Source organism: Sorangium sp. So ce726 (genome assembly GCF_051521405.1).
GTDB lineage: Bacteria > Myxococcota_A > Polyangia > Polyangiales > Polyangiaceae > Sorangium.
Genome location: NZ_CP150349.1, coordinates 3,165,448 through 3,190,240, shown reverse-complemented (window position 1 = coordinate 3,190,240; position 24,793 = coordinate 3,165,448). Strand labels below are relative to the sequence as shown.

The 24,793-nt window shown below is 71.0% G+C and carries 18 protein-coding genes; 9 read left to right on the top strand and 9 right to left on the bottom strand.

Annotated elements, in window-relative coordinates; genetic code table 11:
• Nucleotides 1–16: 16 nt before the first annotated feature.
• The 3 genes from WME79_RS12140 to WME79_RS12130 all read right to left on the bottom strand — a co-directional run bounded on the left by WME79_RS12140 (nt 17) and on the right by WME79_RS12130 (nt 5,517).
• Nucleotides 17–1,366 (bottom strand): right-handed parallel beta-helix repeat-containing protein, encoded by a 1,350-nt coding sequence (locus WME79_RS12140; RefSeq protein ID WP_437534947.1) that lies wholly within the window; start codon nt 1,364–1,366, stop codon nt 17–19.
• A gap of 424 nt (nt 1,367–1,790) precedes the next feature.
• On the bottom strand, nt 1,791–2,759 hold the full coding sequence (locus tag WME79_RS12135) for an alpha/beta hydrolase (RefSeq protein WP_437534946.1): 969 nt from the start codon (nt 2,757–2,759) through the stop codon (nt 1,791–1,793).
• A gap of 286 nt (nt 2,760–3,045) precedes the next feature.
• Nucleotides 3,046–5,517: a DUF3656 domain-containing U32 family peptidase gene (locus tag WME79_RS12130; RefSeq protein ID WP_437534945.1), complete on the bottom strand. Its 2,472-nt coding sequence runs from the start codon at nt 5,515–5,517 to the stop codon at nt 3,046–3,048.
• A 378-nt stretch (nt 5,518–5,895) separates the two neighbouring features.
• Between WME79_RS12130 and WME79_RS12125 the strand changes: the two genes are divergently transcribed.
• Nucleotides 5,896–8,664 (top strand): MXAN_6577-like cysteine-rich protein, encoded by a 2,769-nt coding sequence (locus tag WME79_RS12125; RefSeq protein ID WP_437534944.1) that lies wholly within the window; start codon nt 5,896–5,898, stop codon nt 8,662–8,664.
• Nucleotides 8,665–8,761: 97 nt separating this feature from the next.
• Here WME79_RS12125 and WME79_RS12120 read toward each other — a convergent pair whose 3' ends face one another.
• Complete coding sequence (locus WME79_RS12120; RefSeq protein ID WP_437534943.1) at nt 8,762–9,733, bottom strand: CheR family methyltransferase; 972 nt, start codon at nt 9,731–9,733, stop codon at nt 8,762–8,764.
• A 225-nt stretch (nt 9,734–9,958) separates the two neighbouring features.
• Between WME79_RS12120 and WME79_RS12115 the strand changes: the two genes are divergently transcribed.
• The gene (locus tag WME79_RS12115; RefSeq protein ID WP_437534941.1) at nt 9,959–10,837 is read left to right on the top strand and encodes an alpha/beta fold hydrolase; all 879 of its coding nucleotides are present in this window, start codon (nt 9,959–9,961) and stop codon (nt 10,835–10,837) included.
• 20 nt (nt 10,838–10,857) lie between these two features.
• Nucleotides 10,858–11,724 carry a CPBP family intramembrane glutamic endopeptidase gene (locus tag WME79_RS12110; protein ID WP_437534940.1) on the top strand — a complete coding sequence of 289 codons (867 nt, stop codon included), beginning with the start codon at nt 10,858–10,860 and terminating at the stop codon, nt 11,722–11,724.
• A 45-nt stretch (nt 11,725–11,769) separates the two neighbouring features.
• Here the strand turns inward: WME79_RS12110 and WME79_RS12105 are convergent, their stop codons facing one another.
• From WME79_RS12105 to WME79_RS12085, 5 genes are all read right to left on the bottom strand, one after another.
• Nucleotides 11,770–11,979 carry a putative metal-binding motif-containing protein gene (locus WME79_RS12105; RefSeq protein ID WP_437534939.1) on the bottom strand — a complete coding sequence of 70 codons (210 nt, stop codon included), beginning with the start codon at nt 11,977–11,979 and terminating at the stop codon, nt 11,770–11,772.
• 16 nt (nt 11,980–11,995) lie between these two features.
• The gene (locus WME79_RS12100) at nt 11,996–13,486 is read right to left on the bottom strand and encodes a vWA domain-containing protein (protein WP_437534938.1); all 1,491 of its coding nucleotides are present in this window, start codon (nt 13,484–13,486) and stop codon (nt 11,996–11,998) included.
• Between the two features lie 214 nt (nt 13,487–13,700).
• Nucleotides 13,701–15,179, bottom strand: coding sequence for a glucuronyl esterase domain-containing protein (locus tag WME79_RS12095; RefSeq protein ID WP_437534937.1), 1,479 nt, complete (start codon nt 15,177–15,179; stop codon nt 13,701–13,703).
• A 276-nt stretch (nt 15,180–15,455) separates the two neighbouring features.
• The gene (locus tag WME79_RS12090; protein ID WP_437534936.1) at nt 15,456–16,160 is read right to left on the bottom strand and encodes a glutathione S-transferase family protein; all 705 of its coding nucleotides are present in this window, start codon (nt 16,158–16,160) and stop codon (nt 15,456–15,458) included.
• Nucleotides 16,157–17,674 carry an isochorismatase family protein gene (locus tag WME79_RS12085; protein ID WP_437534934.1) on the bottom strand — a complete coding sequence of 506 codons (1,518 nt, stop codon included), beginning with the start codon at nt 17,672–17,674 and terminating at the stop codon, nt 16,157–16,159. Before WME79_RS12085 ends, WME79_RS12090 begins: the two co-directional genes overlap by 4 nt.
• Before the next feature lie 726 nt (nt 17,675–18,400).
• On the opposite strand from WME79_RS12085, the gene WME79_RS12080 reads away from it, so the two are divergent.
• The 6 genes from WME79_RS12080 to WME79_RS12055 all read left to right on the top strand — a co-directional run bounded on the left by WME79_RS12080 (nt 18,401) and on the right by WME79_RS12055 (nt 24,791).
• A complete protein-coding gene (locus WME79_RS12080) occupies nt 18,401–19,069 on the top strand; it encodes a hypothetical protein (RefSeq protein ID WP_437534933.1) in 669 nt (222 codons plus the stop codon).
• On the top strand, nt 19,066–20,547 hold the full coding sequence (locus WME79_RS12075; RefSeq protein WP_437534931.1) for a calcium-binding EGF-like domain-containing protein: 1,482 nt from the start codon (nt 19,066–19,068) through the stop codon (nt 20,545–20,547). Before WME79_RS12080 ends, WME79_RS12075 begins: the two co-directional genes overlap by 4 nt.
• A complete protein-coding gene (locus WME79_RS12070) occupies nt 20,544–22,547 on the top strand; it encodes a hypothetical protein (RefSeq protein WP_437534930.1) in 2,004 nt (667 codons plus the stop codon). Before WME79_RS12075 ends, WME79_RS12070 begins: the two co-directional genes overlap by 4 nt.
• 591 nt (nt 22,548–23,138) lie before the next feature.
• Nucleotides 23,139–23,507, top strand: coding sequence for a response regulator (locus WME79_RS12065; RefSeq protein WP_437534929.1), 369 nt, complete (start codon nt 23,139–23,141; stop codon nt 23,505–23,507).
• A gap of 55 nt (nt 23,508–23,562) precedes the next feature.
• Nucleotides 23,563–24,270, top strand: a complete 708-nt coding sequence (locus WME79_RS12060) for a GAF domain-containing protein (protein WP_437534928.1) — start codon at nt 23,563–23,565, stop codon at nt 24,268–24,270.
• On the top strand, nt 24,267–24,791 hold the full coding sequence (locus WME79_RS12055) for a chemotaxis protein CheD (RefSeq protein ID WP_437534927.1): 525 nt from the start codon (nt 24,267–24,269) through the stop codon (nt 24,789–24,791). Before WME79_RS12060 ends, WME79_RS12055 begins: the two co-directional genes overlap by 4 nt.
• Nucleotides 24,792–24,793: the final 2 nt, after the last annotated feature.

The window sequence follows — 24,793 nt, the reverse complement described above, 5'->3', positions numbered from 1 at the left end:
GCCCGGGGCAGGCATGTCATTGCGTGGCGGTGAGCTCGTCGGCGCCGACATCGTACGCGCCGCTCCGGGGCTCGCCGTCGATGTCGTCGGCGACCTCTCCCGCCGACAGGGCCACGCCCTTGTCGACGGCCCCGTCCTGCCCCGCGACCAGATGCAAATCGCCTCCCTGGGCGTCCGCGAGCAGGGAGGCAGGCGCCATCTCCAGGTTGCCAGCGAGCGTCGCCTTCGCTCCGTCGCGCTCCCTCAGCTGATGGCTCACGAGGTTGTTGGTGATCGTCGCGCTCGTGTGGCTGAACCGCCACTCGATCGAGGAGAAGGGTGCCTGCGTCGACACGACCGTGTTGTGAAGCACGCGCGCGCCGCACGCCTGCTCGATCGCGATCCCCGAGTCGAAGCCCGACTGCGACGCGAACAGCGCGGCGCTCCCCGCGAAGACCGTGTTGTTCCGGACGATCCCTCCGACATGGCCAACGGTCGAGGCGCCGGGGCACGGGTCGTCCGCGTACGTCCGCCCCTCGGTCGTCTCGCCGAGGCCGAGGCCCACTCCCCGCGCGCAATCCCGGATCGCGTTCCGCTCGACGATCGTATCACGGCTCCCTGTCCAGACGTGAATTGCATGCTCGGACAGCCCTGATTCGCACCAGAAACCCTCGATCGTGTTGTCGTGAATCCGCCAGCCGCGGGCCCTGTGGATGTCCACGCCGCCTGTGTAACAGTCGCTCACGTGCGCGCGCCCCTCGTCGGTGAGCTCGACGTGCGAGCAGCCGATGACGCCCTCGTCGGCGAACGTCGTCTGGTCTGCGCCTGCGTTCACCTTGATGCCCTGCTGGCCGGGGTCGATCACGCGGACGTTGTAGATGTGCGTGCCCTTGGTGTCGCCGGCGTCGCCGCCGATGACGTGAACAGGGTGGTTGTATGCCCGCGCGAGCGTCACGTCGGCGATCGTCACATCCGAGGCGACGATCTGCACGATCTCCGCGCTCGCATAGCCCCCGTCCAGGATGACCTTCTCCCGATTGCCGCTCTTCGAGCGGAGCGTCACCCCCGGCGCGGCGAACCGGAGGTAGGAGCCGTTCAGATCGTATGTTCCGTCGAGGAGCACGATCGAATCGCCGGTCTCCGCGCTCTGCGCGATGCCCTGGAGCTCGTCGGCCTGCGAGGGGCCGACCTCGATGACATTTCCGCTCGGCGGCGGCAGCGGCCGACAGAGCGCCGCGGGGCTGCCGCCCCCGCCGCCAGCATCACCTCCGCCGCCGGCGGGGCCGCTACCCGGCCCGGCGCTGGGAGTGCCCGCGCCGCTCGCACCTGCGCCGCTCGTGCCCGGGCCGCTCGTGCCCGCGCCGCCGCTCCCTGCCGTGCTGACCACAGCGCCGTCCTCCCCGCCGCATCCGATGGGGCTCGCTGCCCCGCCTGCGACCACAAGAACAAGAAGAAGAGCCCTGTCCCCTGTCGATCTTCGCGCCCACATGTCAGGGAACTCTACGGGCTATCTGGTGAGTTGAAAATGGCGGCCGGAGGTCCGATGCCACTCCGCAGAGCCGAGCGCACGGCGCGGCGCCAGGCCGGGCGGCTCGGTCTGTCGACCTGCGTTCGCCGTGCGCTCACTCCGTGCAGCGCGTCACGTCGCTCGTGTCGGGCTGGAAGCAGGTGACTTCCTCGCCGCCCCCTTCTTCACCGCAGTTCCGATAATAGTCCGCCACATAGCCGTAGCGGTCGTCAAAGCGAACGCTGATCGGCTCGGCGAGCCCGCCTGCGAGGCTCCCGTCGCCGAGGTCGCCGAGCGGGCCTCCCTAGAGCGGCGGGAAGCGCTCGTCGAGCCAGCCGCGGATCGCTGCGTACGCGGTGGGCGCGTTGATCTGGAGGTTCAGATCGTGGCCCGCGTTGGGCACGACCACGATCTCGAGCTCCGCGGCCGGCGAGTAGGCGGCGGGCTCCAGCGTGGTCCCGCCAAGCAGGGTACCGCACGGCGCGATCCCGCAGAATATCGTGTCGTGCCGGCCCACGACGGTGAGCACCGGCGCGTCGACCTGGAGGCTCGTGAGCGCGGTGTTGACCAGCGCAAACTCGGCGAGCTCGCCGGACGTGCCGAGCCCCTTGGTCGCTTCGTCCAGCGCGATCACCGCCGGATCCGCGTTCGGGAGGTAATAGAACGTCGGGCCGCGGGTGCCCGGCCGTGTCGTCAAGTAGCCGAGGTCGAGGCCGGAGCCCGCGAAGCTCGAGTCGAGCGTGGCCGGATAGACGTTCAGGAGCAGCTGCGGCAGGCCGGGGCCGTAGGTGTGCAAGAACCCCGTGGCCACGACGCCATCCACGTCGTGGTACGTCGCAGCCTGCTGGACGGATATGATAGATCCCAGCGAGTGGCCGACGAGCACCACCCGGCTCCATGCGTGCCCGAGCTCGCCGCTCCGGAGCGCCTCCGCGAGCTGGTGGTGGACATAGGCCTGCGCGGTCGGTGTGACGTGAAGGGAGGGCGGCCGGTCGCTGTCTCCGGTGCCAATGCGGTCGAAGTTCAGCGTGGCATAACCAGCCGCGTTGGCGTAGCGCACGAACGAATAACGCTCCGGCTGATACGGGAAATCCCAGTACACGCTCGAGTACGTGGCGCCGTGCACGGTGAGCAGCACCGTGTCCCGCGGGCTCTCCTGCGGCACGCAGAGCTCGGCGGCGACCTCGTAGTCTGGCGGCGCCCCAGGTGCGAGCGCGACTGCAACCCGGAAAGTCGTACACACCCGCGAGAGGACCGCGGCAAGAGGAGCCATATCCATGGTTCCTGCGTACCATGCCTTCTGGCGCGCCGGAAGCCCGCGGCGGAGAGGATGGCGGTGCCGTCAGACTGTCCACGAGAGCTGGGAGGAGCAGTGGTCAGGGCGGTACACCATCGTTCAAGCGAGGACGGCCCCCCTCACCAACCGCCCCGCGCTGGAGGGGTGCATGCGGAGCCGGTCGATCCCGCTGTGCTTCGAGCGACGGGCAACGAGGTCTCCTCGCAGGAAACCAGGGATACGCTGGGCCGGCGAGGCGCTCACCTCGGTGGTGGCTCGCCCCTCACGCCTGCAGCACGCGCAGCGACCCTCGCACCACCCCGTAGCTGCCCTCGGCCCGCAGCCCGCGCGTGACCTCGGCCGGCGCCACCTCCCCGGCGAGCAGCCGCCGGTACGCCTCCACCACCCGCCGCGCCCCCTCGGCGTCCTCCCGCACCAGCTCGATCCGGAACCGCCGCACGCCGCAATTCGCGAGCCTCGGCACGAGGTGCGCCGCGCTCTGGGGCGCCGCGTGGAACACCGTGTTCCGACACCCCACGTCCGCCTCGAGCGGGTGATCCATGCCCGCCCGGTCCCGCAGCGACAGCGCGTGCTGCTCGCACGGGCGGCCGCAGGTGAGGTGATCCTTGCCCTCGGACAACGTCGCCGCGATCACGCAATGCTCCATGTGGAAGAGCGGCATCGGATGGTGCACCACCACCTCGGCGAACGGCCCGAACGGCGAGTCCAGCAGCGACTCGAGCTGGGCGGCGTCGAGGTCGAACGACGGCGTGAACGCGGCGAGCCCCCGCGAGAGCACCTCGCGCGCGGCCAGCTTGTTCGTGACGTTCAGCGAGAAATCGCCGATCCGGGGCACGCCCGGCGTCTGGTCAAGCAGCGCGCCGAGGCTGCGGACCAGGATCGCCGCCGGCCCGAGCGAGAGCAGGTACCGGTCGATCTTCTCCTCGCCCGGCTTGCGGATCCGCGGCGGCGCGACCCCCACGGAGGCCCCGGCCGCCATCAGCTCGCGCGCCGCAGCGCCGAGGCCGACCATCTCCAGGAAATCGAGGTAGACGCCGCTCGCGCCGGCGTCGAGCGCCGCCCGGGCCTGCGCCACGTTGCGGCACAGCACGAAGAGGCCCGGCGCCGGCGGCGGCGCGTCCGGCGGAGCGACCCCGGCGACGAGCCCCTCGGCCGCCAGCGGCGCCGACGGATGGGGGCGGTGCGACGCCTCGATCAGCGCCGCGACGAGCGCCCGGCGGGCGCGGTTGAGCGCCGACGGCGGCACGAGCGCGGGCCCGTCGAGCGACAGCCCGACGCCGCGCAGGGCGAACGGCGTGTCGCCCAGCCGATCCAGCTGCTTCCGCAGCGTGGCCTCGTCGAGCGGCGATCGATCGGCGCGGCCGAGCGGGGTGTCGACCTCGACCGAGGCCGACGCCCCGCCCTCCGTCGCCGCCGAGAGCCGCGGGCGCTCGCCGAGGCGGCCCTCCAGGCGGACGTCGATCGCCACCCGGCGCTGGGCGCGGTCGAGCGCGTCGCGGACCTCGCGCGCGCCCGCAGGGTCGCTCGTGCGAAAGACCCGGCGCCCGCGCAGCCCCCGCGCGCCGCTCAGCACGTCCTCTGGCAGCCGCCGATCCGGCCCGAGCCAGACCTCGACGTCGCCCCCGGCCGGCGCGCGCTCGACCTCGCGGCCAGCGACCCACAGGCCCCAGATGCGGCCGCCGATCTCGCCCTCGCCGGCGAACCCGCCCTCCACGAGGATCCCCTCGCCGCGCGCGAGCGGCCGGGCGGCGCGGACGACCACCACCTCGTGGCCGCGCCGGCGCGCGGCGCTGCGCGCCTCGCCGACCTCGATGCCACGGTGATCGCAGGTGCGGCCGTCGACCAGGCGCTGGTGGTCGACGCCGCGCAGGAAGCCGGGGCCTGAGCCCCGCGAGAACGCCTGGAGCGCCGCCTCGCGCTCCGCGGGCCCCGGACCCGCCCCCGCGCCGACCGCCGCGTCGATCGCGGCGCGGTAGAGCCGCGCGGTGGCGCCGACGTACTCCGGGCCCTTGAGGCGCCCCTCGATCTTCACCGAGGCGACGCCGAGCGCGACGAGGTCGGGGATGACGTCGGTGGCGTCGAGGTCCTCCGGCGACAGGAGGTAGGCCGCGTCGCCGAGGTCGCGCAGCGCGCCGTCGACGACGAGGCGGTACGGCAGGCGGCAGGCCTGGGCGCAGGCGCCGCGGTTGGCGCTTCGACCGCCGATGGCCTCGCTCGTCAGGCACTGCCCCGAGTAGGCGATGCAGAGCGCGCCGTGGACGAAGACCTCGAGCTCGACGTCGGTCGCGCGGCGGATGGCGGCGATGTCGTCGAGCGAGAGCTCCCGGGCGAGGATGACGCGCGCGGCGCCGAGCGATCGCGCGAGCTCGACGCCGGCCGCGTCGGTGCAGGTCATCTGCGTGGAGGCGTGGATCGGGAGCCCGGGCGCGAGCGCCCGCGCGAGGCGCATCACCCCGAGGTCCTGGACGATGACCGCGTCGACGCCGGCCGCGGTGCACGCCTCGATCGCGCCGCGGACCGCCGGGAGCTCGTCGTCGAACACCAGCGTGTTCAGGGTGACGTAGCCCTTCACGCCGTGGGCGTGGAGGAAGCGCACCGCCTCCTCGAGCTCCGCCGCGTCGAAGTTCGCGGCCCGCGCGCGGGCGTTGAAGGGCGACGCCGCGCCGCCTCCCGCGGCGCCCCCCCGGAGGCCGAAGTAGACGGCATCGGCCCCGCCGCGCACGGCGGCTTCCATGGCGGCGCGATCACCGGCGGGAGCGAGGACTTCAGGGCGCGCGGGCCGCAACATGCGGGCGGTTCTAGCAAGGGGTGGCGCCGTTGTCGCTCTCTACCACCTGGCGCGGGCCAGCCCTCCCGAAGAGCCTGCCAGACGGCGCGCCTTGACCTCGCTTCGCGACGTGAGGCACGATCCGTGTAGCGGCCTACCCGGCCGAGGTGCGGTCGGGTCGACGCCGGCCGGCGCAGCGAGGCCTCGATGGCAGGGTCGGATGAGCGGAGCGACCACGTCAGCCATCAACCACCAGCGCGGAGCCCGGGAGCCGAACGCCGGAGAGGCGCTCGCCTTCTCCGCCGGCTCGCGCGCGTCGACGGCGCGTGCCGCAGGGGGATGCGGATGAACAGACACGGATTTCGCTTCGGGCACGCGCTCTCGAGGGCCGCGCTCTGGCTGCCTGCCGCGGTCCTCTCGGCGACGCCCGCGTGCGGCAGCGACGACGCCCTGGCGCCGCGCTGCGAGGCTCCCTACTCGGTCTGCGACGGGACCTGCGTGGCGCTGCACGCCGATCCGGAGCACTGCGGCGCGTGTGGCCAGGAATGTCCGGCTGGGGCGGCGTGCGTGCAGGGCGCCTGCGAGCCGCTGGGGACCGGCGGCGACGGCGGTGGCGGAAACGGCGGCGGCGGTGACGGCGGCGGCAGCGGTGACGGCGGCGGGCCATCCGAGTGCCGCGAGGGCCGCTACGTGAAGCGCTGCGGCGACGATTGCGTCGACACGCGCACGGATCCGAACCATTGCGGCAAGTGCGACGCGCAGTGCCTGCCGGGCCGCGCGTGCGCCGGCTCCATGTGCCGGCAGACCTGCCTCCCCGGCCTCACCGACTGCGCCGGCAGCTGCGTGGACCTCGCCGCAGATCCGCAGCACTGCGGCCGGTGCGATCGCGCCTGCGACCCCGGGCGCCCCTGCGAGGGCGGCACCTGCGCGTGCAGCGCGGAGCCCTCCCAGGACATCGGCTCCGCCGTCCCGCAGCGGGTGAGCGGCACGACGATCGGCGCTGACGACAGCCGCTGGCTGACCTGCTCGGAGCCTGGCGCGGCGGATCAGGCGTTCCTGTTCACCGCGCCTCACGCGGGGACCTACCTGTTCGACACCTTCGAGGCCTCGTACGACACGACGCTCGGCGCGCTGCGGGCGGACACGTGCGACGAGCTGGCCTGCAACGACAACGCGGGGAGCGTCCAGTCGCAGATCTCCGTCGATCTCGCCGAGGGCGAGCGCATCCTCGTGGTGGTGAGCGGCGCGCGCGGCGCGCAGGGCGACTTCACGCTCCGCGTGGCCGAGCCCGGGCCGGTCCAGTGCACGCCGACCGCCCTCGATCCCGTCGTCCCGCAGACGGTGACGGGCACGACCGCCTTGCGCGAGGACACGGTGTTCGCCACCTGCGACATCAGCGCGACGCCGGACGCCACGTACACGTTCACGGCCCCATCGAACGGCACCTATGTGTTCAGCGCGCACGCCCCGTCGGACCTGATCGTCGAGGTCCTCGACGGCGGCACGTGCACGGGCCCCTCGCTCAACTGCCGTTACGGCGCCGGCGAGTCGAACGCGTTCGCGACGCTCGAGGCCGGTCAGACGGTGCTCGTCGCCGTGGCGGACCCGACCGGCCCGCTGGCGAGCTTCACGCTGGAGCTCTTCGAGGCCCCTCCGTGCCCAGGCGTCCAGATCGGCGCGACCCTGCCGCAGACGGTGACCGGGAACAACGAGCACCTCCGCAACCTGATCTCGGCCTGCGCGACCTTCTCGACCGGGGGCGAGGCGACCTACGGCTTCACCGCGCCGCGCGAGGGCATCTACACGTTCGACGCGACCGGTTCGAGCTTCCCCGTCCTCATGGAGGCGCGCCACGCCTCGTGCGCCGGCGATCTCATCGCGTGCGTCGACGGCCTGTTCGAGCCGCCGCTCATCACGCTCTCGCTCGCGGCCGGCGAGACCGTCATCCTCGTGGTGGACACCGCGGGCCCGACGGGCGACTACCGGCTCGTGGTCGACGAGGTGGTGTGCCCGTTGCTCGATCTCGGCTCGACGGTGCCGCAGACGGTCACGGGCACCACCGCGGGGCTCACCGATCACCTCGCGCCAGACTGCGCCGCTCGCGGGGCCCCCGAGGCGACCTACCGCTTCACCGCCCCGGCCGACGCGCTCTACATCTTCGACACGGACGGCTCGGCGCTCGATACGGTCCTGGAGGTGCTGGACGGCTCGTGCTCTGGCCCCTCGCTCAGGTGCAATGACAACGTGGACCCCGCGGGGATCGTCACCCACTCACGAGCGAGCCTGTTCCTCTCCGCCGGTCAGACGGTGATCGTCTCCGTGGACAGCGTGTCGGCGAGCGGCGATTACACGCTCAACATCACCCAGCGGGAGACGCCGGCGTGCCCGCTCTTCGAGCTCGAGTCCACGGTCCCGCAGTCGGTCACGGGCAACAGCGAGGGGTATCCCGATCTCCTGGCGCCCTCCTGCGCCTCGGTGCCCGGCGGCGAGGCGACGTACAGCTTCACCGCGCCAGCAGATGGGTTCTACCGCATGAACACCGTGGGCTCCACGGTCGATATGGTCCTGTCCGTGCGCGACGGCGGGTGCGAAGGCGACGAGATCGCCTGCGTCAACGATAGCAGGGACTCGAGCAAGCTCGTGTGGTTGGACGCCGGCCAGACCGCCCTGATCAGCGTCGACAGCCACGGCGCGGAGGGCGACTACATGCTCAACGTGGACCTGTTCGACGGCACCGGCACGTGCGATAAACCCATCGAGCTCACGCCCCTCGCCTCCCAGACCGCGACGGGGACGACCAAGGGGAGCCTCGCCGAGGTGGACGCCAGCTGCGGCGGCTTCGACGCGCCTGAGGTGGCCTATCTGTTCACCGCGCCGGAGGCGGGGACGTACACGATCGATACGGTCGGCTCCGAATACGACACCGTACTCGCCGTCTTCGACGGGGACTGCTATGGCGAGGAGATCGCGTGCAGCGACGACGTGCTCGGGGAGGACCTGCACCTGTTCACGTCGGAGGTCACGGTGTCGCTCGACGCAGGGCAGACCATCGTCATCGTGGTCGACGGCGCGTTCGAGGAATCCGGCCTCTACCAGCTCAACATCCACCCCTGACCGCGCACCGCCGCGGTCGAGCCGCTCCGCGTATCTCCTCGAGAGAGGGAGGCTCCGTCGGACGAGCTCCTGTTCAGGAGCAACGTCCGTAGGAGCGCTACTGGTTCCGGCTTCCCTTGAGCCCCGCCGGAGGCTGGAGCCGATAAACCGATGGGGCGATGCATCGCACGCGAGGGTCCGTCCCGTGAAGGCCCTCGGCGTGCCCGAGGAACAGGTACCCTCCGGGCGCGAGGCTGGCGATGAGCTTCGCCACGATCTCTGCCTTCGTCGCGGCGTCGAAGTAGATGAAGACGTTCCGGCAGAAGATCAGATCGAACAGGCCGAATCGCTCGGGCGCCGCGTCGAGCAGGTTGAAGCGCCGGAAGGTGACGATCTGCCGTAGCTCCGGCCCGGCCTTCATCAGGCCCGCGCTTGCGCCCGTCCCGCGGAGCATGTAGGCGCGCAGGCGCTCGTCCGGGATCTCCGAGGCCCGCTCGATCGGCCACACCGCGCGTCGCGCCTGCTCGAGCGCACGGACGGACAGGTCCGTCGCCAGGACGCCGATCCCCGGAAAGCCCGTCGACGCGCCGCCTGCCCAGCGCGGCGCCCGTCCCGCCGCGCCGCTGTGATCGGGGGGGGACAGGCTGTCGAGCAGCGTCATCGCTATCGAGTAGGGCTCTTCCCCGGTCGAGCAGGCCGCGCTCCACGCGCGCAGCGGGCGGCGGACGCGCGCGCGGGGCGCTCCGCGGTCCGGCGCGCCGTGACCCGCGCTCTTCTCCCACGCCGGGAGGATCTCGCGCTCGAGGAGCGTGAACTGCTCGCGTTCCCGGAAGAAATGGGTCTCGTTGGTGCAGATGCAGTCGAGCATGTGCACGAGCTCGCCCTCGCCGCCCGCCGCGGTCACCCGGCGGTAGTACTCGCCAAAGCTGCGGAGGCCGAGCGCGCGGAGCCGGGGCCCGAGTCGGCAGAGCAGGAGCGGCTTCTTCTGGGGGCCCAGGGAGATGCCCGAGAGGCGCTTGACGAGCCTCTGGAACAGGACGAACTCGTCGTCGCTGAGCGTGCGCGTGCCCGGCTCGGCAACCGCGATCATGGCCTGTCCCCTTCCCCGGCCGGCGCGGGCTCGCTCACAAGTTCACCACCACCCCCCCTGACAACATGACCTTACCACGGGAGTCTGTGGCAGCTCCATGCGGAACTGCGCAGCACGTACACGTGCGCTCCCTGGTCCATTGTCCTGACCCCGGTCGGTCTCGGCGCCTTCCCGACACGCGCGGAGCACCTGGCATCCTCGGTGCGGGTCAACTACCTTGGGGCCATGATCAGCGGCGTGGTGGAGCCTGCCCGGCTCGGGACGACCGCGCTCCCAGACGGCCGGCGGCTGGGCTGGGCGGAGTGGGGACCGGAGGACGGCATCCCCGTCATGCTCTGCCCCGGCGGCGCCACGAGCCGGTCGATGGGGTTCGGGGGCGACGTCGTCGACGGGCTCGGCGTGCGGTTGATCTCCGTGGATCGCCCGGGGATCGGGGCGTCGGACCAGGCCCCGGGCCGCACGCTCGGCGACTGGGCGCAGGACATACGGCGCTTCCTCGAGGCGCGGCAGCTGTCCGGCGTGGCGGCCGTCGGGTTCTCGGCGGGCGCGCCGTTCGCCCTGGCCTGCGCGGCGGCCAGCGTCGTGGCTGGCGTGGCCGTGGTCGCGGGGACCGATGAGCTGGCGAATCCGCTGTTCGCTGATGCGCTGGCGCCGGACGTGCGGCGGCTCGTGGAGCTGGTGGCGATCGACCCTGGGCGCGCAGAGGCGTTCTTCGCCGGGTTCAGCGCCGAGGCGATGTGGAGCTTCGTCATTTCGACGCTCGCGGACGTCGACCGCGCGGTGTACACCGCCCCGGTGTTCGAGCGCGCTTACCGGCGCGCGATGGCTGAGGCGTTCTCGCAGGGGCCCGCCGGCTATGCGCGCGACACGGTACTGACGATGAGCGCGTGGCCGTTCGATCCGGAGATCATCCGCGCGCCGGTCGACCTGTGGTACGGCGCGCGGGACACGAGCACGGTGCACTCACCGGACTTCGGGGTGTCGCTCGCCGGCCGGCTGCGCGCGGCAGAGCGGCGTGTGCTCCCGGAGGCGGGAGGCTCGCTGCTGTGGACGCATGCGGAGGAGATCCTGCGCTCGCTGCTCGGGCGCACGCGCGGGCGGTGAGCCCCTGGCGACGCTCGGAGATGACCCCGGCCGCCGTGGCGGTCGCAGCCGAGAGGAACATCCTGCGCGCGCGGCTGTCCCGCCGGTCCATGCCTCGTCCGGTGGCCCGGTTCTTCCTCCTCGCCTACGCCATCACATGGCTCTGCCAGCTGCCCCTGCTGCTCCAGCAGTGGGGCGCGGGCATCCCTCCCGGCGTCGCCATGGCGCCGCTCGTGCTCGGCGCCGTCGGCCCCTCGCTCGCGGCCGTGGTGTGCGCCTGGAAGGAGGGCGGCCGAGCGGGGCTCTCGGGGCTCCTGTCACCCCACCGCGCCCCGACGGGCTGGGGTTACGCGCCGCTCGCGCTGTGCATGCCGGCGGCGCTGCACCTCCTCGGCCTCGCGCTGCTGGCGCTCGCCGGCGGGAGCCTGCCGGCGACGCTCCTGTACACGCCTGTCACGCCGGCGCACCGCGGTATCGCTGTCCTCGCCCCGCTGGGTGAGGAGCTGGGATGGCGCGGCTATGCCCTCCGGCGGCTCCTTCCGGCGCAGGGGCCCGTGCGCGCCAGCCTCGTCCTCGGCGTCGCGTGGACCTTCTGGCACCTGCCCGCCATGTGCCTGCCGGGCGTCCCGTGGTGGTCATGGGCGCTCAGCCTCCTGTTCATCACGTCGCTCAGCGTGCTGATGACGGCGCTGCACCTCCGATCCGGCGGCAGCATGCTCGTCGCGTGGGCGGCGCACCTCGGCATCCATTTCGATAACGTCTCTCGCGCGCACATGTCCGGCGACGGCGCCGCGCCGCTCCTGGTCACGACGATCGTCGCGCTCGTGGCCGCGGTGATCACGGCGCGGTGGATGCAGATACAGACACGGGGTGCCGCCACGGCGCAGCCCGCGCCCTCCCCGGGTTGACACGTCCGGGGTGCTGGGCTCGGGCTCGCCCGCTCGGCGACCAGCTCAGGCGCCCGAGCCGCCAGAGCAGGCAGCGTCGGCGACGTCGACAAGGAGATTGCAGTCGTTATCGATGCCGTCGTCGCAGATCTCGGCGGCGTCCGGGTGCACCTCGGCGTTCGCGTCGTTGCAGTCTTCCGACGCCTCGTAGCCGTCGCCATCTCGATCCGGGCCCGCCTCGCACGCCGTGACGAGGGCGCAGCCGAGGACGATCACGAGCCCTCGGAGAGCGTCAGTTGCCGCTGAAATCACTATAAAAGTCTCCTCGCGGGGCGTCCGCCTTCATGAGGTCCAGGAGCGCGGGCCAGAACGCCGCCTCCGCGTCGATGCCGGCGTCTCCTATCGCCGCAGCGTCGGCCGCGAAGCGCGCCAGCGCGGGCTCCAGGGTGGCAATCGCCGCCGCGCGGTCCGAGCCGTACTCTTGCGCCGCGTCGTGCATCGCTTGCACGAGGAGCGCGAGCGCCACTGTCTTGTCGACGCTCGCCTGCGGCATCACCACGCCGCGCTCGTCGAGCGCCTCGCCGTCATAGCGCGCCGAGAGGGAGCTCGTGACCGGCTCTCCCGAGCGGTCGACGTAATTCAGCGCGATCTCCACCTCCGACCCGGCGATCTCCTTCGGCGACGCCGGCGTGAGGGAAAGGAGCAGCGCCCCCTTGCGCTTGCTGAGAAACACGCTCGCCACGTCGAGCGAGGCGATCGACGTCGCGCCGGCCTCCCCCGTGGGGAAGCCATACGCGTGGGTGAGAGAGAGGCCCGGCGAAGGGGTGGCGACGAGGCTGAGATCATGGGCGATCGGCGTCGCCATCCACGGCCAGTTGTCTTGCATGAAGAGCCCTACATCGTCGGCGTGCATCAGGCTGAAGGCGTTGGCTCCGCGCAGGTGCGACATCCGGTTCATGACCTCGGCGCCGAGCCCCAGGCCCAGGCCGAAGACGGTGATCCCGATGCCGTCGTGCGCGCCCTCCGCGACCAGGCGCTCGAAATCGCTGCCGCCGGTGGCTCCCACGTTCGGCTGAACGTCGGTGAAGAGCATGACGCGGACCTCGTCGGCCGCGCCCTTCGCCCCGCGCGCGAGCTTGTACGCCTGAAGGAGGCCCGCCTCCATGTTGGTGGAGCCGTCCTCCGAGAGCGCGCCTATGGCTTCCTTGATCTCGGGGTCGTTCCCTCGCGTCCAGTCGAGCGGCGTGTCGACCGACGAACCATACGTGACGAGCGCGAAGCGATCGTCCGCGCCGAGGTGGCTCGCCACGTTCCAGAGGAGTGAGTGGGCGATCGCCGCCGGCATCCCGCCTCCGCCATCGCCGTAGCTCCACGACATCGAGCCGGATACGTCGACCGTCGCGACGATCGCCATCGACGGCCGCTTGAACGTCTCGGGATCGATGGTCGACGACATGCCGACCTGCACCCACGCGGCGCTCTCGCCCTGCGCGTCGGGGGCGATCCCCATCGCGGCGCGCACGCAGAGGAGCGTCGCGCACGGCGCGCCCTCGAGCGGCAAATCGTGCTCCGAGAACATCGCCTCGACGAGGAACGCCTCCGGCGGCGGCACCTTGCCGTTCTCGACGAGGCCCCGTGCAAAGCCCATATCCTTCACGCCCCCCGGCGTCGCGCCGAACTCGCCGGAGCCGCCGAAGGAGCTCATGTCGTTCCCGATCTCTCCGCAGCCGACCATCACGATGCTCGACGCGGCCGCCATCATGAAGCCAAAGAATCGATCCATGCCATCCCTCCTTCGAACGCCCGGGCGGACAGGTCGCGCAGGATCGCGACGCGTCCTCACCCCGCGTCCTGCCGCGGAGGGGTGCAGCTTCAGTGCCAGCGCATCGACGCGCACTTCGTCTGGTTGCAGCGCGCGTCGATGCGCCGCGCCGGCCTGATCCATGACAGCCGCGTCAGAGCGCAGGCACGCTCCGGTTGCCCTCCGAACAGCGCCATCATTCCAGCGTTGGGGCTTGCCAGTCCACCCAGTCCGCCATGCTGAGTGAGCCGCCCGAGCCCACGACGATTTCTCCGGGCGCCTCGCCCTCGTGCTTCAGAAACTTCGTGATATTCTTGACGAGGAGATCGGTGTATTCGTTTTTGTAAGAGCAATGCGGCGTCTCGGCGACCTTCGAGTGGTAGCTGACATTCTTCTCCACGCCCAACGCCTTGTAGACCGCTGCTCCGGCCACTGTCGCTGTATGACCGGCCGGGGCGCCCATCTGAGCCTGGTGCGGGTTCTCGAGGACGAGCAGGCCGCGCGGCGCCATCATCGCGATCAGGGCGTGAGTGTCAATCGGCAGCTTGACGGCGTTCGAGACATTGTTCTTGAAGACAAATGGCTCGAAATTGTTGCTGAGCCAGTTCAGCCCGAAGTAGTTGTGGTCCGTCCTCTCCTTGCCCAGCACGTCGGCGATGCGGTAGGCCGGGACCCCGGCGGTGCTCGTCTCGTGGGGGATCGTCAGGGCGATCCGATCATCGAAGACGCCGATGGCAAATGCTCCCTTACCGTTGCGCGAGCATCCCGTGACGCCGATCCCGGTGGGATCGATGATGTCGCCTCCGGACGCCTGTATGACGTCGAGGATCCTGCTGGCGCCCCAGGCCCATGCCATCAAGAGGCCCGCGGAGTGATTGCCGCCGTAGATATCATAGAACTTTCCCGGGTTGGGTTTTCCTCTGGATTGCTCCGCGGTGCCTTCCCTGCCGATCTCGTTGTGGTTGTAGTAGATGACAGCGACACCTTGATCCAGGATGCGGCTTTCACCCAGCGTGATGCCGCCGAACCCGCCCTTTCCTCCCACGTTGATGATTGCAGGAAAGGGCGCTTCCCCCTTGGAGGGCAGCACGATGTCGGCGCTGAAGTCGATCGTCTTGCCCTGGGCCTCCACGTGCACAGAGACTTTGTTCTCGGTGACGGTGCCGGTCACCACGTCAGGCGTGGGCTTCTCGCCGTAGATGTACTTCTCAGCTTGCTTGCGTATCTCCTGCCTTCGGCAATGCCATTCTGCTTTTGTGGAGACGCTGCTTCCGTCGAGCTTCGTGAACGGGTTGGGCAGCTTTGAGATCTTGGGTAGAGCGCTTGCTTCCGGCAGGGCAGCGACTTCGCAATCCGCGCTCTCGTTCTCGACAGGGGTTTCGTCCGGACCCGTACCCGAGCTGGAGCTCGACGTCGTGTCGCCGCCCGAGCTCACGCTGGAGCTCGACGTCGTGCCGCCGCTCGAGCTCGCGCTGGAGCTCGACGTCGTGCCGCTGCTCGAGCTCGAGCTCGACGTCGTGTCGCCGCCGCTGGTAGCGCTCTCGCCGCCCGAGCCGTCCGAGCCGCCGCCCGCACCTCCTTGCCCGGATAGGTTCGGCTCAGCCTGCCCGCAGGCAGCGGCTGTGAGGCAAAGACCGAGGGCAACGCGGGCGGTTCGAGTGGCAAGCGTTCGCATGGATGGACCTCCTGGAGCGAGCATAATCAACGTTCATCGGTTGGATTTGCACTCACCGGAACGGCAGCTGGGTTCGCGGCGCAATAAGACGTCCGAACGCGCTTTGATGTCAAGCACAGGGTGGTGCAACTATTCAGCTCACCGCGCAACGGGACGGCGGCCGATCCTGTCCGATGAGTCCCGGTCGAATCGCAGCTCCGGAAGATTCAGTGACAATGGCTAACTTTAGCCCGGATGACGTGCCGCCTTCACCCCACGTCCAGCGGGGCGGCCGAGCTACGTCGCAGCGGTGAGCGCCCGCGCCTGAGCGAACAGGTCGGGGCGCGGCCGGTCGTGGGACCAGCCCTCGGGGTACGAGGCCACCGCCGAGGGGCGACCTCGCACGCGGCGCTCGTAGGCGTCGAGCGCCGGATAACCGGCGAGCGACAGCCCGCGCCGCTGCATGTAGGCGAGCACGGGGTAGAACGCGCAGTCGGCGAGCGTGAAGGCGTCCGACGCGATAAACTGTGTCCTCTGAGCCCGCGTATCCCACAGCGCGAGCTCCCGCTCCACGCCCGAGAGCGCGGCCAGGATGGCCGCTCGCCGGTCCGGCGAGATGGCGTCCGCGCCGGCCTCGAAGAGGCCCTCCAGCGGATCGTAGACACACGCCGTGGCCTCGGACTCCTGCGCGAAGGCGAGCGCGCGGGCCAGGGCGCCGGGCTCGGCGCGCGGCGGGAGGAGCGGCGGGTCGGGATACCGCAGCTCGAGGTACGTCAGGATCGCCAGCGACTCATTCATGACGGTGCCGTCGGGCTCGACGAGCACCGGGGCCTGGCCCCGCGGGTTGAGGGCCAGAAACTCCGGGGTGCGCGTCTCGCGGGGCTCTCGCATCACGCGCAGGCGGCGTGGCTCGAAGGCGAGGCCCTTCTCGTGAGCCGCCATCAGGACGCGCCAGCTCGAGATCGAGCCGTTCACGAAATACACCGCGCGCTGCGCGCTCATCGGTCGCCCTCGGGCTCGTGCGAGGCGCGGAGCGTGCGAAAATTGAGCGCCTCGAAGCCCGGGCGGTAGACGGCGGCGTCGAAGGTGGGGTCGATATTCTCCGCGCGGAAGAGCTGCAACATCCGCTCTGCCTCGACGCGCTCCGCCGCCCCGCGCTCCGGCTCGGGGACCGCGGACCGGGCTCGGGCGCGCGACTCGGCCTCGGCGCGATCGGACGCGGGCGCGCCGACGCCCCAGACAGCCCCGGTCGCCGGATCGTGAAGCGTGCCGATGTGCCGGAACGTGAGCGAGATGCGCGATGGCGACATCGAACCGTCCCCCTCGCCCTCCGTGTCCCCCTCCTGGCGGATCGCATGATAAAATCGGCGATTGGTCTCCAGATCCATGACGAGCAGCGAGCCGTGCGGCAAAGGGACCTTCTGGACAGCACCCCCGTCCTCGGCGCGCTTGGGCCGGAGCACCATGGTGCGCTGTCGTCCGAGGGAGACATTGACGATGAACGACGGGCGCACGAGGTCGAGCGTCTTGTCGGAGTGCTCGCTGATCCAGTCGCGCCCCGTGCGGTAGAGCTGGAGCAGGCAATGGTTGAGCGGGTGTCCGACGCGGCGCTCGACCTCCCTGCGGATGCGGTCGACGGCGGGGGTGAAGGGGCAGAGCTCGGGCTGCTCGTCGACCGGGTGCCGATAGAGCGGCATGGCGCCGTCAGGCGAGCGCTCGCCCTGGATCGCGACGAGGCGAGGCACCTCCCCGCCGCGGTGGCGCATCGTCGTCCAGGCGACCTCGCGCTCGACAGCGGCGAAAGCGCCCGCGTCCCCGGCGACGCGCTCGTCGAGGGCGCCACACCACAGCGCCGTCTCGCCCGCGCCGATGCCAGCGATGTGCACGGGCCCGGGTCCGTCGGAGAGGAGATCGGCCCAGCTGCGGCGCCGGCCGCCGAGGCCCTCGATCTCGCGCAGCGCCACGGCTTGTTTGCCCGCGGTCCCCGCCGCGGTCGCGTCCCCGAGGATGTCGACCTCGTAGCCGAGGCGGCGCGCGTCGCGGGCGGCGGCGAGGACACACACGTTGGTCGCGACGCCGCACAGGACCACGGCGGTCACGCCCGCCTGCTCCAGCCGGGCGTGCAGCTCGGTCTCGCGGAACGCCGAATACCAGCGCTTCTCGACATGCCATTCCGCGGTCCCCGCGGGGCGCTCGGCCCGCACCGGGACGAGCGCCGGGAACAGCTCGGCGCCCCACGTGCCGCGGGCGCAGCACGCGCTGCCGGTGTGCGTCTGCCCGTGGAGCGCGTCCGGGGCCGCGTCGAGCTCGCCGTAGACCGAGGTCACCCACACCACGACCCGCCCCTGCGCGCGCGCCGCGCGCGCGAGCCATGCCACGGTCTGCGCGAGCTGGTGCGGATCGCAATGACGCTTCGAGAACGCGCCTCCCTCGGCGAGGAAGTCGTTCTGCATGTCGATGATCAGCAGCGCCGTGCGCGCAGGATCCTGGGAGGGCCGCCCAGCTCTCACGTCCATCGTGTCCTGGTACCACCGGTCGGTCGCTCGGCCAAGCTCCGGGGCCGCGACGCAGGGCGCGGAGCAGAGCACGCCAGGCCGAGCTCACCCAGGATCACCGAGGTTCCAACGTCGAACAGGGTCGCGTCGGCATCAACGACGATCGAAGAGGTCGACGCTGAGACTCGACAGCTCGTCGAGGGAGCCAATGACACGGATGTCGTGGTCTTCGCGGAGCGCGAGGCGGGTTTTGCAGCAGATGTGGCGCTGGCTTGGCCCTTGCTTCAGCTCGCGCCCGAGCTCTAGGATGAGGACGTGGTGAACACCCGACGGCGGAGCGCCTCGCGAAGGGGGGTCTTCTGGCACCTGAAGTGCCTCGGCTTGATCATGAGCGCGCGGTCGTTCGCTCAGGCGCCCGACTCGAGCGCCATGGAGCCGGCCCCCGCGCCCCCTGCACCGGCACAGCCCGCGCCCGCGCCGCCTCTACCGCCACAGCCCGCGCCCGCGGAAGCCCCGCCGCCCGCCCCCCCACAGCCTGAACCGGCGCAGCCCGCGCCGCCTCCTCCGAGCGCCACCCAGCCGTATCCGTACCCGTATCCAACTCCGTATCCGTATCCAACCCCGTATCCGTATACCTATCCATCCCAGCCTTACCCGCCCGGGCCTCCACCGTTCATGCCCCCGCCGGCCCCCACCGCCGGCGCGCCGTCGAAGCCAGCGCCTCCGGTCAAGAGGAAGCCGCGGAGCGTGCCGTTGTCCGTGTTTCGCTTTGGCTACGGTGCCTATGGGAGCGGCACGCTGGACTTTCAGGGCCAGTGCGCCGGCAGCTGCCCGCTGTCCTTGCGCTCGGGGGAGGAGGACATCGACGATCACACGCCGGTGCTGCTCGGCTTCGATCTGATGTTCGGTCCTGAGCCCGTGAGCCTCGGGTTTGGCTTCTGGTTCACGACGGGCACGACCCTGGAAGGACGAGAGGCCACCGTGCCGGAGCGGGGCATCGGCTGGGAGTTCGCGACCCCCTTCATGCTCGGCGCGGCGGTCCCCGTGGCGGAGTCCCTCGCGCTCCGATTCGGCGCCTTCGCCGGTCCGGAGTTCCTGTTCGCGCACGACGGCAGCGCGCAAGGCCGGGACGGCGATGCCTACGAGAGCTTGTGTGATGACTTGCGGGCGCGCGGGCAAGTCAGCGAGTGCGACGTGACCTATCCAACCCGCTTCAGCTGGATCTACGGGTTCCAGGTCGGCCCTGTTTTCCGCACGTCGCGCCTCAACACCATCGGCGCCGAGCTCCTGGTCCAGCATGTCGACTATCGCCTGTTCGGGATCGACGCGGAGGGACCGAGCTGGCGAGCCAAGCAGACGTACGACTACAGCGCGTGGAGGTTCTGGCTCATGGTCACCGTCGGGATAGGGAAATGACGTTGCGCTACGGGCTCTGGGCGACGGTCCTGGCGCTGGTCGTCGGGTGTGGAGACGACGGCGGCGAGTCCCCGCCGTCCAACTGCGGCCAGGGCCGCGTCTGCACCTGCGCAGCGGGAGACGACCGGCCTGAATGCAATCCATGCCAGGAGGGCTACCGGCCCGCGCTGGTCGGGTCCGACTGTGTCCCGACCTGCAACGCCCCGGACGTCGACTGCGGTGAGTCCGGCGTCTGCGAGGAGACGGCGAGCGGGGCTGCGTGTCGCTGCGATCCGGGGCACGCGGGCCCCCGCTGTGAGAGCTGCGAGCTCGGGCTCACGCGGAACGACGCTGGTCAGTGCGTCGCCGCGCTCTCGGCACCAGCGCTGCTGACGCTGTCCGTCGTCGGCTCCGAGCGCGTCCTCGGTGCGCTCGTCCCGCCCGAGTGGTCGTTCCGCCCTCTGGCGAGCGTGCCGACCACCGTGACGGACGTCGCCTATGACCCGGGCTCCGGTCGCGTGTTCGCGCTGAACGGCGGGCGCCTGGCGACCCTCGATCTCGCTTCCGGTGCGGTCGTGGATCTCACGGGCGCGGACGCCGATCTGGGGAGCGCGCTGTCGCTGGATCCAGCCGGCGGCAGGGCGCTCTCCGCGTCGGCGGACGCCATTTACGAGATCGATCTCGAGACGTTCCAGGCCGAGAAGCTCTCCGCGGTAGGCGCTCGCGGTCTCGAGTACGACCCGAACCGCGCGAGGATCCTCGGGCTGGACGGGGCGGGCGCGACCTTCGAGCTCGCGGATTCCGCACCGGAGCTCGTCGGCCAGACGCAGGGCTCCGTCTGGCTCGCCATGGCATTCGATCCCGGAATCGCGCGCGCCTACTTGCTCGGCAGCGAGGCGGAGAGCCGTGAGGACCGACTCCTTCGTTATTGCGCTGGGGCCCTGGCGCGCTTCGGCGCCGTCCCGGCGTGGCACGCGAACCTCGTCGTCGATGCCAGCGGCGGGAGCACGGCGCCGCTCACGCTGGCGTACGAGGGCGCGGATCCGGCGCTGATCGTCGCCGATCTGGGCACCCAGCCGATCGACGCGGTGACCATCGCCGTCGACCACCCCGACGCGGCCGTGTGTATCGTCGACGACGGCGGCTCGACGGCCGAGCTCGCGATCGCGCTGTCGTCGAGCCTCCGGGCGGGCTTCCTCCTGGTCGCAGCGCCGGGCCGAGCGGTGAGCGTCGACGCGACGGCGCGCCCCGCCGACGCGAGCTACAGCTTCATCGTCCACACCGACGGGGGCCTCAGCGTCTCGGGGCCGAGCGAAGGCATCACCGAGCACGACACGCCCTCGTGGGAAGCGCTGGCCCTCGACAGCATCGCGAACTTTCCCGAACGGCGCGCCGCCACCCTCGCGCTGATGGACTGGGCGTCTCAGGCCACCCTCGAAGTTCGCCTCGCGCACGAGCCTGCGGGCAAGGCGCTTGCGTGGGTAGCGGAGGTGCCATGAGGGTCCTGCGCGCCTCGTGGCCGCTCCTGCTCCTCTCCCTTCAGGGGTGCGAGGACTCGGTCTCGGGCTTTCTGAGCTGCGGCGTCGAGATGTGCAGCGCCCGGCAGGAATGCGTCAGCTCGGCTCTGGGCCCGACCTGCGTGTGCACCGAGGGGTTCGCCGGCACCGAGTGCACGACGTGCGCGTCCGGTTACCAGCTGGCCGGCAACCGCTGCTCGCTCATCCCGCTCGACTGCGCTGTCAACCCGGAGCTGTGCGGTCCGCACGGCACGTGCGTGGCGACCGCCGGCGCAGACGAATGCGCGTGCGAGGCGCTGTACGAAGGTCGGCTGTGCGATGAGTGCGAGAGCGGCTACCAGGACAACGACGCGAACGGCGACTGCCGCCCCACCTGCGCGGAGGCCCAGCTCGACTGCAAGGCGCCGAGCCGCTGTTCGGACGCGGGCGGCACGGCGCTGTGCGAGTGTCCGACGGGGTTCACCGGGGACGACTGCTCGCGCTGCGCGCTCGGCTATCGGGACAGCGGGACCGGCTGCGTGCCCACGTGCGCCGCATCCGGCTTCAACTGCAGCCCGAACCAGATCTGCGTCGACACGGAGACGGGCGCCCGCTGCGAGTGCGCCGAAGGTTACAGCGGGATCGGCTGCGCGAGCTGCGCCGAAGGCTACCTGCAGGATTCGACGACGGGCGCTTGCCTGCCCTCCTGCGATGGGACCGGCGTCCGCTGCGGCGAGCACGGGAGGTGCGACGATTCGATCGGCTTCGCGCGCTGCGTCTGCGTTCTCGGATACACGGGGGAGAGCTGTGACCTCTGTGCCCCGAACTTCGAGCAGGGCGAAGGCGGGAGGTGCGGCCGTACCCCCACGGCGAGCGAAGCCCTGGTGATGGCGGGCTCCTTCGAGGGGCGTTCGGTGCTCGCCACGCTCGATCCGGCCTCGGGCAGCGCGCTGCCGCTGACGGAGCTCGAGGTCACGGGGCTTTCGGGCGGCGCGACCCCGCAGGCGCTCTTCGTCAACCGCGCCGGGTTGATCTCGTCCTACTCGCTCGCGACCGGCGCCATCGAGGACGCCGTGGATGGCAGCGGCGCCGTGGGTCCGCTCACCTGGGATGAGGCGACGAATCGGCTCTACGCTCTCGGTGGACCGAGGTCATTCTCTCTGCTCAGCATCGATCCCGCCGCGAAGACGGTGGTGCCGCGGTTCGAGACGGGGCTGGCCGGGGCGGCGGATCTCGCCTTCGACGCCGCAAACCAGCGGGTGCTCGTGCTGCGCGACACCTTGTTCGCGGTGAGCCTCGCCGACGGCGCGCTGACCGAGCTCGCGCCGCTGCCCCCGGCCACGCTGGGCATCGAGATCGGCGCCGACGGCGCTCTCCTCGCGCTGTCGGCGACGGATGCGGATGAGGCCGCCGCCCGCGTGCAAGCCTGTCGCTCGACCGCGGCCACGCTCGGTCTCGACGGCTATGCGGGCGCTACCGGCCGCTTCGTACAGCCGGACTCCGACGTGGACCAGGTGACCCTCGCGGCCGCGACGCCGGACAAGCTGGAGGTGCAAAGCTATCTGGGCCGAGGCGGCGACAGCGCCCCGCGTACCGTGCAGATCACCGCGGACAACCCCGACGCGTTCCTCTGCCTGGCCCTCGAGGAGGCGACGCTGGTCAGCGTGGCGGCCGGGGCTAGCTTTCGGGCGCTCGTCATCTACGCGGCGGACGACCCGATCGAGCTGCAGATCGAGGACGGATTCGCGGGCAGCGCAGTGCCCCTGATCCATCTGGGCGGCTACGCTCCGGCCTTCACGCACCCGGATCGAGAGGACATCGTTGTCTACACACCGCAGGAGTGGGCCGCGCGCGGGCTGGCCGTCGATCCGCGCTTCCACCGCCCGGGGCCGGGCGTCCTGCACACGCTGGACGGCGCGTTCGCCGTGAGATCGAGCGTGCCCCTCTCGGGAGGCGTCCTTCCCAGAGGGCCGCTGGCCCGCTGGGAGCCGGTCGCGCCATGAAGCGGGATCACTCATGACGATGGAAGAAGTCGACGCTGCGACTCGACAGCTCGTCGAGAGAGCCAACGCTGCCAGGCACTGCCGTGAGGCGACGCGAAGCGCGCCTGCTCTATCGCCTCCGCCCCTGACGGCTCGCCGCACACGTGCGCCTCGCGAGCACGTCCACGTCGAACGCTACAACTGACCGCCTGCGCTCACCAGAGAACACCGTCTCCCGACTCATGGGAGCCGGGAGCTCTGGCGTGTCCGCCCACGTCGTAAGCGGTCGTACAACACCGGTGACTTTGTTGCGTCCCCTTCCAAAGGGTCTTTGCGCCTCCGCCAGACACCGACGCTATCGCCGTGGCGTCCGGCCCTCGCACCTGCGCTGTCGAGAAGGTTGAGTCCGGCGGGCCGACCCGCCGACCCGCCGGCCCGCCGGACCAATAGAAAGATGCTGTATGTCCGAGTGTTCTTGCCTCGATTGATGTTTACTTGGGGCGTGACCCGAGCGTACCTTGAGCAAAGGCGACGCCGCTTGGGGAGAGGTGGCGGTCGAGCCGCACGGGCAAACGCTCGAGTGGCCTTCGTTGCCTGCGAGGGGAGGCGGCGGTGTCTCGAAAGAAGATCCTGCTGGTGGATGACTCGGAGACCGTCCTGATGATGGAGCAGATGATCCTCAGGAAGAGCTATGACGTCGTCACGGCCAAGGACGGCGGCGCCGGGGTGGTCAAGGCGCTCGCCGAGCGGCCTGATCTGATCCTGCTCGACGTGATCATGCCGGCGATGGATGGATTCGAGGCCTGCCGGAGGCTGCGATCGGAGGAGGCGACGCGGGAGACGCCCATTGTCCTCGTCACGAGCCGAGGCGAGGTCTCGCACAGGGAAGAGGGGTTTCGCTGTGGCTGCTCGGACTACATCACGAAGCCCATCGACTCCCTGGAGCTCCTCGAGAAGGTCAAGAGCTGTCTCGGCGAATGAGGTGAAGACCGACATGTCGCGTGATGGACAAGCTGAACGCGGGGTGGAGCACGCGGTGCGCCGCGGGCGATCGCCGAGAGCGCACCTGAGCGCGCTCGAAGGGCAGAAGAAGCGGCTCGCGCGGCGCGCCCGCGCGCTCGTCCGGCTGCTCGTCCGGGTTCGGAGGGCCCGTGGGCGCCTCGAGGCCCGCGCCGTCCGCGCCGAGGCGGCGCTCTCGCTCGCCGAAGGCCGATGCGCCGAGGAGGAACAGCAGCGCTCGCAGCTCGCGAGCCTCTATGTCGCGAGCCGCCGGCTCCTGCCGCTCCGGACCCGTGAGGAGGCGTGCCGCGCCCTCCAGGACATCATCGCGAACCTCGTCGGCTCGGAGGAGATCGCCGTCTTCGAGATCGATGGCAGCGGGGCAGCGAGGGTCGTCGCGGCCTACGGCGTCGATCCATCGTCCGCCGTCCTGGTGGCGCCGGAAGAGGGCATCGTCGGGCGCGTGGCGCGGAGGATCGAGCCGTATTTCCGGCAGGGCGCCGCGCTCGGCAGCGACCCGGCCGCCCCCCAGGCGCCCTGTGCGCGCGGCGAGGGCGATGTCATGGCCTGTATCCCGCTCACGATGGACGAGCGCGTGGTCGGCGTCATCGCCGTCTTCCACCTGCTCTCGCAGAAACCCGAGCTCGGGCCTCTCGATCAGAGTCTGCTCGAAGCGCTTGGCACCCTGGCCGCCGGGCCGTTCTGCGCGGGGCGGGAGCGCTGCGGCGCCCTGGAGATGCGATGACGATGCTCAAGCCCCCGTCGCAGCGGTACGGCGCTGGAGGAGCGCGGCTGAGCGCGCCCCCCCCGAGCAGCCCGCAGCCCAACTACCTCACGCCGGGCAACGTCTTCGCGTCGGGCGAGCCGACGATCATCACCACGATCGTCGGCTCGTGCGTCGCGATCTGCCTCTGGGAGCCGGCGCTCGGCGTGGGCGGCATGAATCACTACGTGCTCCCCAGCTGCCCCAACCTCAAGCTGCCGCTCGGGCGCTTCGGAGACACCGCCTTTCAGCAGCTCCTCGATCGTCTGGCGGCCCTCGGCGCCACACCCCGCTCGCTCCAGGCCCGGATCGTCGGCGGCGCCTGCATGATCTCCGCCTTCCGGGAGCGGGACTCGCACCTCGGACACCAGAACGTGGCGGTCGGGCTCATGATGCTGCGCGCCGCCGGGATCCGGGTCGTCCAGCAGGACACGGGCGGCAGCCAGGGCCGGAAGCTCATCTTCCGCACCGACGACGGCAGCGCCGCCATCCAGCCCCTGTGATC

Coding starts and splice junctions, on each gene's coding strand:
- WME79_RS12055 (WP_437534927.1), top strand. CDS start 24,267: ATGACGATGCTCAAGCCCCCGTCGCAGCGGTACGGCGCTGGAGGAGCG.
- WME79_RS12090 (WP_437534936.1), bottom strand. CDS start 16,160: ATGAGCGCGCAGCGCGCGGTGTATTTCGTGAACGGCTCGATCTCGAGC.
- WME79_RS12125 (WP_437534944.1), top strand. CDS start 5,896: ATGAACAGACACGGATTTCGCTTCGGGCACGCGCTCTCGAGGGCCGCG.
- WME79_RS12135 (WP_437534946.1), bottom strand. CDS start 2,759: ATGGCTCCTCTTGCCGCGGTCCTCTCGCGGGTGTGTACGACTTTCCGG.
- WME79_RS12130 (WP_437534945.1), bottom strand. CDS start 5,517: ATGGAAGCCGCCGTGCGCGGCGGGGCCGATGCCGTCTACTTCGGCCTC.
- WME79_RS12120 (WP_437534943.1), bottom strand. CDS start 9,733: ATGATCGCGGTTGCCGAGCCGGGCACGCGCACGCTCAGCGACGACGAG.
- WME79_RS12075 (WP_437534931.1), top strand. CDS start 19,066: ATGACGTTGCGCTACGGGCTCTGGGCGACGGTCCTGGCGCTGGTCGTC.
- WME79_RS12085 (WP_437534934.1), bottom strand. CDS start 17,674: ATGGACGTGAGAGCTGGGCGGCCCTCCCAGGATCCTGCGCGCACGGCG.
- WME79_RS12100 (WP_437534938.1), bottom strand. CDS start 13,486: ATGGATCGATTCTTTGGCTTCATGATGGCGGCCGCGTCGAGCATCGTG.
- WME79_RS12110 (WP_437534940.1), top strand. CDS start 10,858: ATGACCCCGGCCGCCGTGGCGGTCGCAGCCGAGAGGAACATCCTGCGC.
- WME79_RS12070 (WP_437534930.1), top strand. CDS start 20,544: ATGAGGGTCCTGCGCGCCTCGTGGCCGCTCCTGCTCCTCTCCCTTCAG.
- WME79_RS12115 (WP_437534941.1), top strand. CDS start 9,959: ATGATCAGCGGCGTGGTGGAGCCTGCCCGGCTCGGGACGACCGCGCTC.
- WME79_RS12095 (WP_437534937.1), bottom strand. CDS start 15,179: ATGCGAACGCTTGCCACTCGAACCGCCCGCGTTGCCCTCGGTCTTTGC.